This is a genomic window from Microcoleus sp. LAD1_D5 (assembly GCF_036702115.1).
GTDB lineage: Bacteria > Cyanobacteriota > Cyanobacteriia > Cyanobacteriales > Microcoleaceae > Microcoleus.
In genome coordinates this window covers 26,372-42,788 of sequence record NZ_JAUBSA010000025.1, presented here as the reverse complement: position 1 = coordinate 42,788, position 16,417 = coordinate 26,372, and the positions used below count along the sequence as shown (strand labels likewise).

The following is a 16,417-nucleotide window of genomic DNA, read 5'->3' as shown; positions in this document are numbered from 1 at the left end:
AACAATAACTATTAAAATTAGATGCGCCAGAGCTTGGAAGTTTCACCGAATCAAGTCAATATTAATAATAATAACGCGCATGAATTCTCGGATTGAACAGCGCCTCTACAGGTTTTCCCTCTTTGAAGTGCTCTTCCACAATTAACAGTACATCACTCGGTTTAACTCGACAATACCAAATTTCGTCCGGGGTAACTCGTACAGTCGGGCCAGTGGTGCACTGTCCCTGACAGCTAGTAGCCTCAACTTTCACCCCTGCAACTTGTTGAGCTTCAAAAGCAGCTAGCACTGCTGCTGAACCATTTTTCAGGCAAGATAGATACTGGCAAACCAATACACAGCGCGCTTCTGGTTGGGAGCCTGGTTCTGAGGTTGGAGATTCTGGCATTGGTAAGGATTTATCTGCTCTTTAATATATCTTAACAATCTTGGCAGGTTGATCGCTCGCCAGAGGGAGGCAAACGGCCGAATTTTATAGTGCGATCGAAAAAAACAGCAAAATTCTGGCATTCAAACTTTTTCCTTCTTTACTACCTTCAAACCAATCCTTTCAGCAGAGTTGCCTTTCTTCAGTCTGTGTCACGCTTTGCCTATATGATCGATTTAGAGCAACAACTCAATCAACCGCTAATCATGCCAAAAACAGTAGCCGATGTAATGAGCCGCGAGCCGATTTTGGCGCGACCAGAAATGCCCTTGAACGAAGCGATTAAAATTTTAGCCGATCGACGCATTAGCGGTCTTCCCGTCGTAGATGAGAATGACTTGTTGGTAGGAGTCATCTCCGAAACCGACTTGATGTGGCGCGAAACCGGCGTAACTCCCCCCGCTTATATCATGGTGCTCGACAGCGTGATTTACCTAGAAAATCCAGGTCGTTATGAGCGAGAACTCCACAAGGCTTTAGGGCAAACAGTAGGAGAAGCGATGAGTAAAGAGCCAGTTACCATCGATCCCGACAAATCTCTCCCAGAAGCTGCAAAACTAATGCACGATCGCAGCATCCACCGATTGCCAGTAGTCGATGCTGCGGGCAAAGTAATCGGCATCCTCACTAGGGGAGATATTATTCGAGCGATGGCGGCCGAGTCTTAATTAACTTTTGCAGTTCCAGGACTGTATCAGAAAACGAGCCGATCGCTCTTTCAATCTGCGAATTTTTGGCAATGGCCAATTACCAAATCTAAAATCTAAAATCTAAAATCTAAAATCCGATGAGCATTACCCCTGAGTCTGTCGAACAATTGCTGAATTCCGAGGATTTTGGCGAAAGACTGCGAGCAGTCAACCAACTGCGGCAACTAGAACCCGCGATCGCCTATAAACTCATTCAAATTGCGATCGGCGACAAAAACGTCCGGGTTCGCTACGCAGCAGTCAGCCAGATATCAACCCTCGGTACGCAGAATCTGCCGAACGCTTTAGAGGTACTGCGAAACAGCCTGAACAACGACCCCGAACCCGACGTGCAAGCAGCAGCAGCCGATGCTTTGGGCGCATTGAAATTAACCGATGCTTTAGAAGATTTGCAGCAAGTTTATAGCAGTACCTCTGAATGGCTGGTGCAACTGAGCATCGTCGCGGCTTTGGGAGAAATGGGAGATCCGAAAGCCTTTCCCATGTTAGAAAATGCCCTCACTTCTGAAAACGAATTGATCCAAACCATTGCCATCAGCGCATTAGGTGAATTGGGAGATAAACGGGCGCTGCCGCTGCTGCTTCCCTACGCTTCCAATGCAGATTGGCAGATCCGTTACAGAGTCGCCCAAGCTCTGGGGCGGTTGGGCGGTAAAGAAGCAGAGGCGGCTTTGGAAAATCTCGCCAAAGATGAGGTTGAACAAGTTGCTCTGGAGGCTAAAGCAGGACAAGAAAATAGTTTGAAATCTTGAGATTGCTTTGGCGATCGCGAACAACCCTGCGCGGTTGTGAATTTTGAATTTATTGAGATTTTTTTGTGAGGATTCTACTAAAAACTCTGTTCGCGATCGCACACAGAATTCAGAAACCCGGTTTCTTCCTATATTTGTCGTTCCTCTCTGCAAAACTCGTAGAAACCGGGTTTCTAGCCAGCCAGCCAGCGGGCTGGGTGCGTAGCGCAAACCTTACTAATCAGGAAAAATCTAAAATCTAAAATCTAAAATTGTATTGATGCCACGGGCGATCGCAAATTCCTTTGAAACTCTCCTTAAATTCGAGCGTACTCTTCGCTTTCCCAACCAGAGCCGGGATCTTGACATCCGCACTTTGAGAACAGCTATAATCAAGATAGATAAAGCAGCGGCAGGGATTAATACAAGTATTTAATGTTGCCCAGCTAGCTACTGATCGGGGAAACTATCGTTAAGACGGTAAGCCATCTACCAGCAAAACCATGTCTTAAAACTCTCGATCATCCCCATGCTTGAACTACAAAATTCCGGTTCTCAGTCCTTGGACATTTTTACAGGAGAGCGATCGGCCTCTCAAGTAGCACCAACTTCAACCAATCAAAACTTTATTTATAGAGTTTTAGAACTTACCAACTTAGAACGCAGTAAATTAGGTTTGTCGCCGCTAACCTTAAATACTCAGTTACTAAATGCGGCGGAAAATCACAGCCAAAACATGGCACTGCAAGACTTCTTTTCGCATACCGGAAAAGATGGTTCGTCATTCACCAGTCGCATTACTACAACGGGCTATCAATTCTCAGCGGCAGCAGAAAACATCGCTGCGGGATCTTCTACACCCGAACAAGTTGTATCCTCTTGGATGAACAGCAGCGGCCACCGGACTAACATTCTTAACCCCAATCTCAAAGAAATTGGGATTGGTTACTATTTCTTAGCCGACGATACTGGCACAGAAAATTTCAATCACTATTGGACGCAAGTTTTTGCGACTTCTCTTGACGGTAGTGTCAATCCCGCACCGACACCGACACCTACTCCCACGCCTACTCCCACACCTACTCCCAACACATTGGTATCGATTACTTCGCCAATACCCAATGCTACAGGGGACGGCAGCCCGACGACAGCACCCAAAAATACAGCCAGCGACGGCAATTATTTCCTATCAGATAGTGCCGATATTCAAATACCGACAAATGCTGCGGGATTGCCAATTTTTGCCCTTTCCGGCAAAGACAATATCATGGGGGGAGAAGGTGCTGATAGCATTAATGGAATGCAAGGTGCGGATACAATTAATGGCGCAGGAGGCAATGACAGCTTATCCGGCGGCAAAGAATCCGATTTGATTGATGGCGGTGTTGGCAATGATTTTATCAGCGGCAACAACGATAACGATCGACTAATCGGATCTGACGGTAACAATACTATTCGCGGTGGCAAAGAAGATGATGTCTTGATGGGCGGTAACGGTGACGATTTGTTGGCGGGCGATCGCGGGCAAGATATTTTGACCGGCGGCGCTGGAAATGATACCTTTATCTTAGCAGGAGGTTTGTCTGCTTCGGCTACTTTAATTAGTGCCGATGTAATTGTCGATTTGGGGGCTGGAGATAGAATTGGTTTGACGGACGGTATCGGATTTGCAAACTTGACTTTTGAAGCTGTGAGTTTGCAGTTGGATGGAGGCGCAAGCGTCGCTTCTACGGCGATTAAGTCTGGCAGTAATTATTTGGGAATCGTGCAGGGTGTCAGTCAAAGTCAGCTTACATCTTCTGTTTTTGTCAACGCCTAAAAAACAACCTACCCAGATTCCCGACTTCTTGGAGCAATACTTAAGTGCCAAATAGTTTGCTAAAATTCTCCATAGTTAATCATTGAGAGGAAGTTTTGTGTTTGCTGTCAAACGAGCGCTCAAACTGAATAACAACGAAGCGACTTTGATGGCAAAACACGCAGGATTCCGGCGCTTAGTATTTAACTTTGGGTTAAGCTTGCGGACTAAAATATATAACGAGGGGAAATTCACCGATTCAAAGGTGATCGACGAAGTTAAAAAAGTTCTCACCAACTACGTCAAGAAACAGCCTGAATTTGGTTGGATGAACCAATTATCTAGTCGAGTCTACCAAAATGCTTTAATTGACTTGAAAGATGCTTTTAGTCGGTATCGCTCTGGAAAAGCAGGTCATCCAAAATTTGCTAGCCGCCGAGACGGTCAATCTTTCACAGTCGATTCGTCGAACGGCAAAGTTTTGCTAAACGCTGGCAACACAATAAAAATTCCTACCTTGGGAATTTTTCGTCTCTACGAAGCCCTGGAATGTGGTTATGTGTCTCAAACTTTTACGATTTCAAAAGAAGGAAGTCGTTGGTTTGTTTCCTTTTGCGTTGATGCCGAACGTTTGCCAGTTCAACAATCTGAAAGCTCTGTAGGAATCGATGTAGGCATTAATTCTTTTGCCACGCTGTCAAATCAGCAGGTCTTTGATGCGCCAAAGCCGTTAAAGCAAGCGAAAACCAAACTTGCTAAATTGCAACGCAAAGCATCAAAACAGGTAAGAGGCTCCCAAAATCAGCGCAAAACCTACCATAAAATCCGTCGGCTCCATGCACGGATAGCTCGTATTCGTTTAGATTTCCTTCACAAGCTAACAACTTATTTAGCCCAAACTTTTAAGCTAATTAAGATTGAAAACTTGAACCTTCAAGGAATGATGGCGAATCACAAGTTAGCCGGGGCAATATCGGATCTAGGGTTTTACGAATTCAAACGCCAACTCGATTATAAGTGCAAAATGTATGGGGCAAATTTGGTGCTGGTAGACCAATGGTTCCCCAGCACTAAAACTTGTTCTAATTGTGGCACTAAAAAAGATATGCCACTAAGCATTCGGACTTTTGACTGTCCTGCTTGTGGCAGATCTTTAGATCGTGATTTCAACGCCAGCATCAACATTTTAAACTGGGAACCCTCGGCTGGAGGGGGATAGCCTACTTATCTTGGGATTAGCCGTCTACCCAACAGCGTAGGAAGTAAACTCCGAATTGTATCTAAAGATGGCTTTAGGTAAGTTTAGATAAGTTTTATAAAGCAGCGATAGATGCTGGATCAGACTGAAACGACTCGTTTAGCAGTTTGGCGATGGTGTCAGCGTTAGCAGGGCGACTGAAGTAAAACCCTTGACCTTCATCGCAGCCTCGCGCTTGCAGGTAGTCACGCTGCTCCTTGGTTTCAATCCCTTCTGCGGTGATCGTTAACCGCAGACTTTTTGCCAGAGCAATGATCGCATCAGTAATGGTGGCGCTGTCCGGGTTAGACAGTACATCTTGGACAAAGGATCGATCGATCTTGAGCATATTAACCGGAAACCGTTGCAGGTAGTTGAGGGAAGAATAACCTGTGCCAAAGTCGTCTAGGGCGAGGGACACGCCAAGTTCTCGCAGTTGCGTTAAGGTTTTGACCGATCGCTCAATGTCAGTCATCAAGGCAGTTTCAGTCACTTCCAGTTCTAAATACGCAGCTTCGAGTTCCGTCTCTGCCAAAATTTGGCCAACCATCTCAACCAGATTCGCCTGCTCAAATTGTCGAGCCGACAGATTCACCGAAATCCGCAGCGCTGGCAGCCCAGCCAGTTGCCAGCTACGGGTTTGAGCGCAAGCCGTTCGCAAGATCCATTCACCAATGGGCACGATCTCGCCATTGGCTTCGGCGATCGGAATAAATTTTGCCGGAGAGACCAAACCCTCTGTAGAATGCTGCCAGCGAACCAGCGCCTCCGTTGCTGTTACCTGTCCGGTGTGCAGGTCGATCAGCGGTTGATAGTAAACCAGTAGTTCGTGACGCTCCAGCGCTCCGCGCAGGCTATTTTCTAGGGCCAGTCGCTCCTGTAACTGAAGGTTCATTTCTGGTGAATAAAACTGATAGTGACTGCGCCCTTGCTGCTTTGCCTGATGAAGTGCGAAGTGAGCTTGCTGAAGAAGTTGCTCTGCAGAATTGGTATTTTCTAAATGGTTCAATGCAATGCCAAGACTGGCGGTAAGGTGGATCTGGTTGCCCTCCACAGAGAAAGGTTTTGCTAGCGTACTCAGCAGCAGTTGGGATAGCTTGACCACACTCTCCAGCGAGGGGAGTTCGCTGCGAGCGATCGCAAACTCACCGTCGCCCAAACGCGCCAAGACATCTGACCGATCCATGCACTGTACCACCCGCTGGGAAACGGCTCTAATTAGTAAGTCGGATATCCCAGGCTCCAACGCATGGCGCATCCCTGTGAAATCATCGATACCCAATACCAGCACTGCGACCAAGGGTGAGTCATTTTGAGATCGGGTTTGATTCAGGCGATCGCAGAATAAGTCACGATTTGGCAATCCAGTCAGTTCATCGTAGTGGGTAATGTAATGAATCAATTCATCTAGTTTGTAAAGCGTTTGTGAGGAATTTGCCATCAGCGTACCGACTTCATCAGTAAACTCTGTGGGTAATTTCGGCAATGTTCTTGTATCGAGGTAGTTTTGTAGAGCCTCCGAGGTTAAGATTACCGGAACCAGGAGGTAGCGTAGCGTAGAAAGCGTTACTGCCGTACCCGCTAATGTCGCCAGCAGAGCAATCAGCAGAACCCGGACTGATGTCTCTACAGAGTAAGCGTTTGAGGTAAGAAACCAGACCATTAAGGTTAGCAAAGGAACGTGCGTGCCTAAAAATGCAACCACCATAATTTTGGCAGTGTAGCTTTTTTTAAGCCAGGGGAGATGGCCCAAGGATGAGTATAGGTTAAGGTTAGGCTTTGGTTGCATAGGACTGGGTTTGAAATTTCAAAGTGGGTAGAGTATCCAGCAGTCTCGTACTAGGTGCGTTGGCTTCAGAAACGGCTTTTTTAACTAAGGAGCGATCGCCTTAGATTTTACCGATATTTTACAAATCGATCGACAATACCGGGCCGCGATCGCTTGTCTGATAAAATATCCAAGCGATCGCCAAACAACAAATATATATACTGACCCTAATAGCCTTTCTCAAAAACGTCAATGATCTGCGCCAAAAATCACCGAAATTGAGTTTTTTGAAACCTATAAATTAGATATACCTTTAGCTTTTAGTCCGCTACTGATAACTAATGACTAATGACTAATAACTAAATTACTAAAAAGTAAATTATGAAAAAAGTAGCGGTGTTTGGTAACGCTGGAGGCGGTAAATCAACTCTCAGCAAGAGATTATCGGAAATCACTGGTTTGCCACTTTACATCTTGGATAAGATTCAATATCAATCTGGGGGCGCTGAGGTGAACTATGAAGAATACAAGCATACCCATGAGAAAATTCTGGCGACCGATCGATGGATTATTGACGGGTTTGGTTGCAGGGAAACCCTCTGGCTGCGACTCTATGAGGCGGATAGTCTGGTTTTTGTCGATTTACCGTTATACGTGCATTTTTGGTGGGTGACTAAACGGCTGATTTCAGGTAGCTTTATACCGCCAGAAGGCTGGCCTGAAAACAGTCCGATATTGAAGAGTTCAATTAATAGTTACCGCGCTCTTTGGTTGTGTCACAAGTATTTGACTCCCAGATATCGCGAGTATGTCGATCGCGCTCAAAATACCAAAAGTGTTTATCACATCAGATCCACTGAAGAGATTTCACAATTTTTTGAATCGATATTGCAAATGACTAATGACAGATGACTAATGACAAATAGACCTCTCCAGAAATTAAGTTTTTGCCCAGACAGTGCAAGGGTTTGATCTCCTTTTTTGGAGAGGTCTAATGACTAATGACTGACTAATGACTAATTGATGCCACAGCCGATCGCAAATTTCCTTGAAACTCTTCCAAAATTCGATCGCACTCTTCCTTTTCCAAACCAGTCCAGTGCATCATCAAAGCTAATTTTACAGACTTGCCACTTTTTTCGAGCAAAAAACCCGCCTCCTCCCGGCTTAAATCAGTCAAATCCTGCAACATCCGCACAGCCCGATCGCGCAATTTCTTATTAGTAACCGCCACATCAACCATCCGATTGCCGTACACCTTCCCCAGCTTCACCATTACCCCAGTCGAAAGGATATTCAAAGCCATTTTTGTGACTGTACCGGCTTTCAAGCGCGTCGAACCCGCCACTACCTCCGGGCCAACCAACAACCGAATATCAACATCAGCCTCAAAATTCACTTGTTCGACGGGTACGCAGGCCATAAACACAGTCTTCGCCCCCCGCTGGCGCGCCGCCTGCAAAGCGCCCGCGACAAACGGCGTCGTACCTCCAGCCGTAATCCCGACAACCACATCTAAGTTGGTAATGTGACGGTGGGCGATCGCCTCAGCCCCATCCTCAGCCCGATCCTCCAAATCCTCCGAACTCCGCACCAAAGCCCCCGCACCCCCGGCAATTATGCCCTGTACGAGTTCTGGCGGCGTACAGAAGGTGGGGGGACACTCAGCCGCATCCAGCACCCCCAAGCGCCCGGAAGTACCCGCACCGACGTAAAACAGGCGACCTCCTTGACGTAGAGACTCGGCTGCAATGTCGATCGCTTGGGCTAACTGTTCGCGGGCACGGGCGATCGCGCTTAAGGTTTGGGCGTCTTCGCGGTTGAACAAGTCCACTAATTCGATCGAACTGAGTTGGTCTAAATTCTCGCTGTTGGCATTCACCTGTTCCGTCAGTAGATGCCCTCTTTCTTCTAAATTTTTCATATTTTTTGATTAGTCATTTGTCATTTGTCATTTGTCATTGTCATTAGTCGTTATCATTAGTCATTAGGTGTACAAAATAGGGTAAGCATTGCCTGCCCGCTGGTGAGCTTGGTGAAGTCGTGACTCAAAGGCTCGAAATTTGCGGTTCTGGCGATCGGCTAAATCTACTTCCGAGAGAGAGGCAATTACCCATTACCCATTACCCATTACCCATTACCCATAACTGCTGACTAATGACTAATGACTAATGACTATTACAAAAGTCCTTCGAGTCGGCGGCGAATAGAATCCAGTTCGTTTTGGGAAACCTCAGAATCAGGCTCGGGCTCGGACTCGGACTCCGGCTGCCACTGAGTCTGTGTTACATTGTCTTCTGGGGGAATAGCCAGCGCGCCCGCGGGCACAAGTTCCCAATCATAATCAACACTGTTGCAGAACTCCTTAATTTCCTCCTCGTCGATCGCCTCGACAGTGGGCTCCGGGAAATCCTGAGCTTCCAACATCACGCCAAAGCGGGTGGCGTCGTCTTCTGACTCAAACATCAGAACTTTGTTGCGATCGCCGAGTTGAATGGTATGAATTCCCTCATTCTCGGTGCGGGCATTGAAGAGTAAGACGAACACTCGCATAAGTTTTAAAGACCTTCTTAACCACCGTTTTTTTATCTTAGAAGCGATCGGGCAACCGATTTTAAATTTTATATTTTAGATTTTAGATTGACCACCGATCCTGCACTGGCGGGATCGAAAAGAGTTGGGGCATTTGGACGACTTGGTTTGAAATTTTAGATTTTAGATTGACCACCGATCCTGCACTGCGGGGGGAATCTAGAGGATTTGGGAGAGTTGGAGGACTTGGTTTTAAGTGGTGTTGCGTGTTTTGATTAAGTTCGGTAAAGGTTTCTGGAGTTTACCCTGGAGTGGGGGCGTGCCTTTTGCCTGCGATCGATCCTGGGATCGGCACTTCCTACCTCACTTTTGAGTCTACCAAAGGCAGAAGCCACCCTGGCGAATCACAGAGATTATACCTGTCTAAAATCGGCTGATTCCCTATAATTTCTGAATTCTCTGATTTCTGAGAAACACCCATGACTAACTCGGACGATAACAAAAATCAACTCGCACCCCGTCCCCACCGCCGCTGGTGGCGTCTGGTGCTGCTTAGCGGTACGGGATTGGGCATTATCGCCTTGGTTGGGGCGGCGCTAGGATACCAGTGGGTGCGGGAAAAGTTAGCTCCCTTGGTGGAAACTGAAGTCAGTCAGTTGCTGAAGCGGCCCGTGCAACTCGGACGTTTGGAGGGATTTTCTCTGACAACTTTGCGCTTTGGTCGATCGACTTTACCTGCAACTCCTACCGATCCGGATTACGTTTCTACAGAAGCAGTTAAAGTGCAGTTTTCGGTTTTGCAACTGCTCTTCACCCGCACTCTCAAATTAGATATTACTTTAGTTAAAGCCAACGCTTATATCGAACAGGATGCTAAAGGCCGCTGGGTTAATCTTCCAACTGCGGAGCAGAAATCTCCGGGTTTATTTAAAACAGAAGTTGAAGCATTTCGAGCTGAAAATTCCGTCGCAGTTTTGGTACCGAGTCCCGCAGTCGGACAGAAAACTTCGGCTCCGATTTCTGTAAGCGTGAAAAATGGCAGCGCTCTATTTCGCGACCAAAATCAGCGCGTTCTCTACGAACTAAACGGTCAATTTACTAATAGCGATAATTTTATAGTTAAAGCTGATTCTATGTTACCTGCGGCTCAAACTAACGTACAGTTGCAAGGTCAAAAATTGCCTTTGCCCGACCTCGCTCGCTTGCTCAAACTTCCCGGCATTTATTTACAAAAAGGTCTTGCTAATGGCAACTTAACCGTGCAATTGCGAGACAATAAACTATGGGGAATTACCGGAACCGCTAGTTTTGGAGGAGTGCAAGCGAGTATCGCTCCGCTGAAACAAATTATACAAAATAGCAGCGGTCAGTTGCGGTTTCAGGGAACTAATGTGATTGTCGATAGTCTGGCGGCTAATTACGGTCTAATTCCGCTTAGAATAGCAGGAACAGTTGCAACTGGAACTAATTTTAATGTGGAGAACGCTAGCTTCAATCTGACAACTAACGTGCAACCAGTGGCTTTCGCAAGTGTTGTCAGTGCGGTGGAGACAGAGTTAGGGAAGAAAGTAGTATGGCCCGTTGCTGTTGCGGGGGAGGTGAAGGCGGATGCCAAGCTAACTGGAACCGTTGATCTGCCGGTGCTGACAGGTGTGATAGCCTCGACAAAACCCGCTACAGTCGATCGACTGCAATTAAACAATATTAGCACTAATTTCAAATTGGAACGCGGGAGAATGGCTCAAATCCCAACTCCCAATTCTCAATCTTCTATTCCCCCGTTTTCCTCTTTAGCATTGACTTTGAGCGATATTTTGGTAGTGCCGGCGGCGGGTGGTAAAATTGGCGGGAAAGGTGAAGTCGATATCAGGTTGGGAAGTGAGAATTCGCGATCGGGTTTGGTGTTTGACCTCCAAGCTGAAAACGTGCCGGCCGATGCGATCACCCAAATTTACGATCTCCCGATTCCTGCTACTGTTCAAATTGGCAATGTCTCCGCCAAAGCTCAAATTTTCGGCCCGTTAGACAACATTCAAGCTAGAGTTCAATGGCAAGCACCGCAAGGGACTTTCCCCGCTGCGGGCGAAATTCGAGCCGGAGGCAATTCGGTGGATTTGCAAAATACGGTTGTGAAAATTGGCGACGCTTCCGTTAACGTGGATGCTGCGTTAACAGGCCGTCAGTGGCAAGCTTTGATCGAGGGCGATCGCGTAGCCCTGAACAGTTTGCAGCAAGCCCTGCCAGACCTTAATTTGCCTCCTGAACTAGCCGGTTTGTTCAGCGGAACCGCCGAAGCTGCGGGAACTTTGGACGATTTGAGTTTAAATGCGATCGCTGCGACGGGCAAAGGAACGCTGAATATTGCTGACAGTATTGTTGATGTTAATGGTGAACTCGAATCGGGTAACTGGCAAGTTATTGGCAACACTGAAAAAGTAGCTGTCAATCAATTGATTGACATTGGCTTGCCGTTTTTAACACGGGAAACGACCGCCAATCGCGAGAATCTAGAATCTAAACTCCAAAATCTAAAATCGCTCGGCGGGCAGCTAGCAGGTGAATTTCGAGTGGGGGGCAATGTTGATAATTTGACTGCTAGCGGAATCAATGTTAGTGGCAACGGTAGACTCAATTTTGCCGACAGCAATGTCAATTTAAACGGAGAATTGGTAGCGGGAAACTGGCAAGGAACAGCACAAACCGATCGCACTGACATCAGCCGCTTAGTAGATTTGACACTGCCGATTTTAGATGTGGCTTCAGCATTCAATCCCGAAAATCAGCAATCTGCCAATCTAAAATCTAAAATCCAAAATCTAAAATCAATCGACGGACAGCTATCGAGTCAATTTACAGCATCGGGAAGTCTTGACAATTTGACAGCTAGCAGCATCAATGCCAGCGGCAACGGCAGACTCAATCTTGCTGGCGGCAATGTTAATTTAAAAGGAGAATTGGTAGCGGGAAACTGGCAGGGAACAGCAGAAACAGATCGCACTTCCATCAGGCGCTTAGGAGATTTAGGATTGCCGCTGTTAGATGTTGGCTTAGCTTTCGCTGCTGACAATCCCCAAACAGTCGCCAATATCAACAATCTAAAATCCAAAATCCAAAATCTCCAATCGCTTGACGGACAAATATCCAATGAAATTCAAGCCAGTGGCAGTCTTGATAATTCAACCGCCGCCGAGATAGGCGTCAGCAGCAGCGGCCTACTCAATATAGGGGACGGTACTCTTGCTTTTAGAGGTAAATTAGAAGACAGACGCTGGCAAGCTTTCGCCGATGCCGATCGAGTTATTCTCAGTCGCTTAGAACAAACAATCCGCAATACCCAACTCATTACCCTAACGGCGACTTTGCCTAAAGGATTTGACGGCAGAGTTAACGGCGAATTCCAAGCAGCGGGCAGTTTGGATAACTTGACAGCGAAGGGAATTAATGCTAGCGGAGAAGGAGTGATTGTGGTCGATCGACTCGGGGCGATCGATACTACAGCAAAATTGGAAAACGGCAACTTGCAAGCATTGCTGGAAACGAACGGAATTGCCGTCAGTAATTTAGAACAAACCCTCAAACAAACTGGTTTGCTGACAGCGGATTTACCGCCAGAAATTAACGGAACCCTCGACGGCCAAGTCCGCATTTTGGGAACAGTAGATAATCTAACCGCCAACAACATCACCGCCAACGGCGACGGACAAATTAGACTCGCCAACGGCGGAGGAATTGTCAATGCTAAAGGCAGCGCCGCATCGGGGAATTGGCGCGCGTCAATCGAGGGCGAGCAAATTGCTCTAAGTCGCTTCCAGCAAGCCTTTGAGTCGCAGCGACAAAGCTTGGAAACCGGAGGGGTAGTCTCCAGTACCCAAAATCTCCCCCAGCTTGGAGGACTGTTTAACGGCAATATCAATTTATCCGGCGCGATTGCCGGTTCCCTACAAACAGTTCGCGCTGGGGGAAGTTTCCGCATCTCGGAATTGCCGTTTTTGAAACAACCTTTTGAGGCAGTATTTAATTGGGACGGCAAACGGGTGGAAATTGAGAACGCCACAACTCCCGGTTTGACAGCAAACGGCTTTGTTAACGTCGAACTCGAAGGTAAAGGAGGGCCCTCAATTTCCAACTTAGATTTGGATGTCAAACTCGCCAACTTTAACCTGGAAGCCTTACCAGCAGAACAGTTAGGATTTTTGTCGGCAATTGCGGACAAAAATTCCTCACAGCAAAACTCACCCCTGCGCGGCAATGTCGATTTTACCGGCAGCCTCACCGGAACCCTCGCCGCCCTCAGCTTAGTTGGCGACGTGGAAGTTCGGGATTTAGCAGTAAATCAAATCGCTTTTGACCCGGTATTGGCGGGGAGTGTGAATGCGGATGCTGGGAAAAGTGTAGATTTGCGTTTGGCCGGCGCCAGCGACAAAATTCAAGTAGCTTTAAATCAATCTTTTCTGCCGACATCTTTCTTAATTCAACGCGGGGAATCTGTGGCTAGCGGCCAAACCGAGGGAGAAACTTTGCGAGTTAATTTAAGCGATTTTCCCCTGGCTGCTTTGAATCTATCGCCGGGGAAAGAGGCTGGTTTGGGGCCGATAACCGGTACGGTTTCGGGACAAGTAAATGTGCCTGGTTGGAAGCTGCCGTTAAATCCGGCGACTTTGCAAGCAAGCGGACAAATTGCGATCGCCCAACCTGCGATCGGCTACATTAAAGGTGACAGTTTCCAAGCCGAATTCAGCTACGCTAACGGCAGCGCCACTCTCACAAATGGCATATTCCGCCAAGGCAGCGGTCAATACTTAATTTCTGGCAATGTTCAAACAGGCGCAAATCCGCAATTTGCCGGGAAAGTTAACGTCCAGCAAGGCAATTTGCAGCAGGTTTTAACCGCTTTGCAATATTTCAATTTAGGCGACTTGGCTAGAGGCATAAAACCTCCCGTTTACGGTGACAGTGGCGACGTGCAAACTGTAGCAGTGGGAGAACCAGAAGCCCCGCTAATCGAACAGTTGCGCCGCTTGGCAGAAATAGAAGTAATTTTGCAGCAGCAGCAGGCAGTGGAAGCATCAGAAAAATTGCCTCCCTTATCCCAATTGCAAGGCACTTTTGGTGCGGAAATTGCTGTAGCCGGTTCTTTGCAAACGGGTGTGGAAGCTCAATTTAATGTGAAAGGTGATAACTGGCAGTGGGGAGAATATGTCGCTGAAACGTTCAGCCTTGAAGGCAGTTTTCAGGACGGGATTTTAACTGTTTTGCCTTTGGAAATTCGATCGGGCAAAAGTGCGATCGCCTTTTCGGGACAACTCGGGCAAAAATCTCAATCCGGGCAGTTGCGGGTAGAAAATGTGCCCGTGGAAGAGTTGGCAAAACTGGTGGAATTGCCTTTTGTGGATGTCACAGGAAATTTGAATTTGCGGGCGAATTTGGCCGGCAGTTTGGAAAACCCGCAAGCCACCGGAGAATTGAGTTTGCTTGAGGGTACGCTAAACGGAGAACCGATTAAACAAGCCGACGGCAGTTTCAGTTACAGCAACGCCCGCCTGAATTTTGGCGGCAGCGCTTTGGTAACTCAAACCGAACCAATTGAAGTGCAGGGAAGTTTGCCTTTTGAGTTGCCGTTTGCAGCGGTGAAAGCTGATAGCAATCAAATTGATTTGAGGGCGAATTTGCAAAATGAAGGTTTGGCAATTATTAATGTATTGACTCCGCAAGTTGCGTGGGTCAGCGGCCAGGGACAGGTGCAAATTCGCGTGGGAGGGACGCTGCAAGACCCGGTAGCGCAAGGAATTGCGAATTTTGAAAATGCAACTGTCCGTGCGAATGCCTTCCCAGAACCGCTGACAGGGCTGACTGGGACGGTGCGCTTTGAGGGCGATCGTATTCGGGTAGAGGGAATTCGGGGACAGTTGAGTCAGGGACAAGTTGTGGCCCAGGGTGTAATTCCGCTGTCTGTGCCCTTCGCGGAGGGCGATGTCGATGCGGATAATCCCCTGGCTGTGAATCTCGACAAGTTGGCAGTGAACCTCAGAGGATTGTACAGCGGCGGCGTTGTCGGTCAAGTGCAAGCAAGGGGCACGGCTAGGCGCCCGCAGTTGAGCGGTAATATTGAACTGTACAACGGTGAAGTATTTCTCCGGAGTCCCGGCGGCGGCACAACTGACTCAGCTTCTTCCTCTTCTGGTTCTGATTCTGCTTCCACATCTTCTCCTTCCGCTGCGACTGAGGTTTCTGATTCCCCTACAACTGAGGTTTCTGCTTCTCCTGCGACTCCGACTTCCCCTTCCTTTGAAGTTGGATTGAACGATTTGCGGCTGAATTTGGGCCGGGGAATTCGGGTAACGAGTGCGCCGATATTGAGTTTTCAGGCGACTGGGGGCTTGACGGTGAATGGAACTTTAGATGACCTTCGCCCGGAGGGTACGATTCGGTTGACTTCCGGGTCGGTGAATTTGTTTACGACGCAGTTTAGACTCGATCGAGGATACCCGCAGACTGCTACCTTTGTACCAACACAAGGACTCGATCCGACGCTGGATGTGAGATTAGCAACTTCGGTGCAGGAAGTAACGCGGTTCCGCATTCCCGGCACATCTGTAGCTTCTGAAATAGCAGACGAACCGACAAGTTTCGGCAATGTGCGGAGTGTCCGAGTTCAAGCGTTAGTGCAGGGAAGGGCTTCTCAGTTGGGGGAAAATCTGGAGTTGAGGAGTTCTCCGAGTCGATCGGAAATAGAGATTGTAGCGCTGTTAGGCGGCAGTTTCGTGGAGACTTTGGGACAGGGAGACAGTACACTGGCGATCGCAAATTTAGCTGGTGCGGGTTTATTGAACAACCTTCAATCTGCGGTTACAAACGCCACAGGATTGAGCGAATTTCGCTTATTTCCCACTCGGATTAGAGGCAACGAAGCACAAAGTGCTAGTTCCAGTTCGGGTGCGGGTTCTCTCGGCTTAGGTTTAGAAGTTGGGTTTGACATCACGCGCAATATTTCAGCATCAATCATTCGAGTTTTGTCAGCAAATCAACCGACAGAATTTACTGTGCGCTATCGATTGAGCGATAAACTTTTACTCAGAAGTTCCAGTAATTTTCAAGGAGACAATCGGGTCACTGCTGAATATGAATTGAGGTTTTAGGCATCAGCCAAAAGTCCACAGTCAACAGTTACCAATTTCTAAATAATTTGCTATAATAGTAACAGCAGTAAATTGGTA

At 47.5% G+C, this 16,417-nt stretch carries 10 protein-coding genes; 6 read left to right on the top strand and 4 right to left on the bottom strand.

What is annotated here, in order from left to right; translation table 11 throughout:
* Positions 1 to 61: 61 nt before the first annotated feature.
* On the bottom strand, positions 62 to 388 hold the full coding sequence (locus QUA70_RS13030) for a (2Fe-2S) ferredoxin domain-containing protein (protein WP_333332970.1): 327 nt from the start codon (positions 386 to 388) through the stop codon (positions 62 to 64).
* A gap of 245 nt (positions 389 to 633) precedes the next feature.
* Here QUA70_RS13030 and QUA70_RS13025 point away from each other — a divergent pair, with 245 nt between their 5' ends.
* From QUA70_RS13025 to QUA70_RS13010, 4 genes are all read left to right on the top strand, one after another.
* Positions 634 to 1,095 carry a CBS domain-containing protein gene (locus QUA70_RS13025; protein ID WP_333332968.1) on the top strand — a complete coding sequence of 154 codons (462 nt, stop codon included), beginning with the start codon at positions 634 to 636 and terminating at the stop codon, positions 1,093 to 1,095.
* 119 nt (positions 1,096 to 1,214) lie between these two features.
* The gene (gene nblB / locus QUA70_RS13020) at positions 1,215 to 1,889 is read left to right on the top strand and encodes a phycobilisome degradation protein NblB (protein WP_333332967.1); all 675 of its coding nucleotides are present in this window, start codon (positions 1,215 to 1,217) and stop codon (positions 1,887 to 1,889) included.
* Positions 1,890 to 2,397: 508 nt separating this feature from the next.
* The gene (locus tag QUA70_RS13015; RefSeq protein ID WP_333347512.1) at positions 2,398 to 3,687 is read left to right on the top strand and encodes a CAP domain-containing protein; all 1,290 of its coding nucleotides are present in this window, start codon (positions 2,398 to 2,400) and stop codon (positions 3,685 to 3,687) included.
* A gap of 97 nt (positions 3,688 to 3,784) precedes the next feature.
* Positions 3,785 to 4,885: an RNA-guided endonuclease TnpB family protein gene (locus QUA70_RS13010; RefSeq protein ID WP_333347515.1), complete on the top strand. Its 1,101-nt coding sequence runs from the start codon at positions 3,785 to 3,787 to the stop codon at positions 4,883 to 4,885.
* A gap of 94 nt (positions 4,886 to 4,979) precedes the next feature.
* Here QUA70_RS13010 and QUA70_RS13005 read toward each other — a convergent pair whose 3' ends face one another.
* A complete protein-coding gene (locus QUA70_RS13005) occupies positions 4,980 to 6,611 on the bottom strand; it encodes a bifunctional diguanylate cyclase/phosphodiesterase (RefSeq protein WP_333347517.1) in 1,632 nt (543 codons plus the stop codon).
* A 441-nt stretch (positions 6,612 to 7,052) separates the two neighbouring features.
* Here QUA70_RS13005 and QUA70_RS13000 point away from each other — a divergent pair, with 441 nt between their 5' ends.
* On the top strand, positions 7,053 to 7,583 hold the full coding sequence (locus tag QUA70_RS13000; RefSeq protein ID WP_333347520.1) for an adenylate kinase: 531 nt from the start codon (positions 7,053 to 7,055) through the stop codon (positions 7,581 to 7,583).
* A 97-nt stretch (positions 7,584 to 7,680) separates the two neighbouring features.
* Here the strand turns inward: QUA70_RS13000 and murQ are convergent, their stop codons facing one another.
* Positions 7,681 to 8,595 carry an N-acetylmuramic acid 6-phosphate etherase gene (gene murQ, locus QUA70_RS12995; RefSeq protein ID WP_333347523.1) on the bottom strand — a complete coding sequence of 305 codons (915 nt, stop codon included), beginning with the start codon at positions 8,593 to 8,595 and terminating at the stop codon, positions 7,681 to 7,683.
* 254 nt (positions 8,596 to 8,849) lie between these two features.
* Positions 8,850 to 9,224: a DUF3110 domain-containing protein gene (locus QUA70_RS12990; RefSeq protein ID WP_333332958.1), complete on the bottom strand. Its 375-nt coding sequence runs from the start codon at positions 9,222 to 9,224 to the stop codon at positions 8,850 to 8,852.
* A gap of 458 nt (positions 9,225 to 9,682) precedes the next feature.
* Between QUA70_RS12990 and QUA70_RS12985 the strand changes: the two genes are divergently transcribed.
* Positions 9,683 to 16,339, top strand: a complete 6,657-nt coding sequence (locus tag QUA70_RS12985) for a translocation/assembly module TamB domain-containing protein (protein WP_333347526.1) — start codon at positions 9,683 to 9,685, stop codon at positions 16,337 to 16,339.
* The last annotated feature ends 78 nt before the right edge of the window (positions 16,340 to 16,417 follow it).

What these genes read in the sequence shown, in the direction of transcription:
- QUA70_RS13030 (WP_333332970.1), bottom strand. Translation starts at nt 388, where the DNA reads ATGCCAGAATCTCCAACCTCAGAACCAGGCTCCCAACCAGAAGCGCGC.
- QUA70_RS13025 (WP_333332968.1), top strand. Translation starts at nt 634, where the DNA reads ATGCCAAAAACAGTAGCCGATGTAATGAGCCGCGAGCCGATTTTGGCG.
- nblB (WP_333332967.1), top strand. Translation starts at nt 1,215, where the DNA reads ATGAGCATTACCCCTGAGTCTGTCGAACAATTGCTGAATTCCGAGGAT.
- QUA70_RS13015 (WP_333347512.1), top strand. Translation starts at nt 2,398, where the DNA reads ATGCTTGAACTACAAAATTCCGGTTCTCAGTCCTTGGACATTTTTACA.
- QUA70_RS13005 (WP_333347517.1), bottom strand. Translation starts at nt 6,611, where the DNA reads ATGGTGGTTGCATTTTTAGGCACGCACGTTCCTTTGCTAACCTTAATG.
- QUA70_RS13000 (WP_333347520.1), top strand. Translation starts at nt 7,053, where the DNA reads ATGAAAAAAGTAGCGGTGTTTGGTAACGCTGGAGGCGGTAAATCAACT.
- murQ (WP_333347523.1), bottom strand. Translation starts at nt 8,595, where the DNA reads ATGAAAAATTTAGAAGAAAGAGGGCATCTACTGACGGAACAGGTGAAT.
- QUA70_RS12990 (WP_333332958.1), bottom strand. Translation starts at nt 9,224, where the DNA reads ATGCGAGTGTTCGTCTTACTCTTCAATGCCCGCACCGAGAATGAGGGA.
- QUA70_RS12985 (WP_333347526.1), top strand. Translation starts at nt 9,683, where the DNA reads ATGACTAACTCGGACGATAACAAAAATCAACTCGCACCCCGTCCCCAC.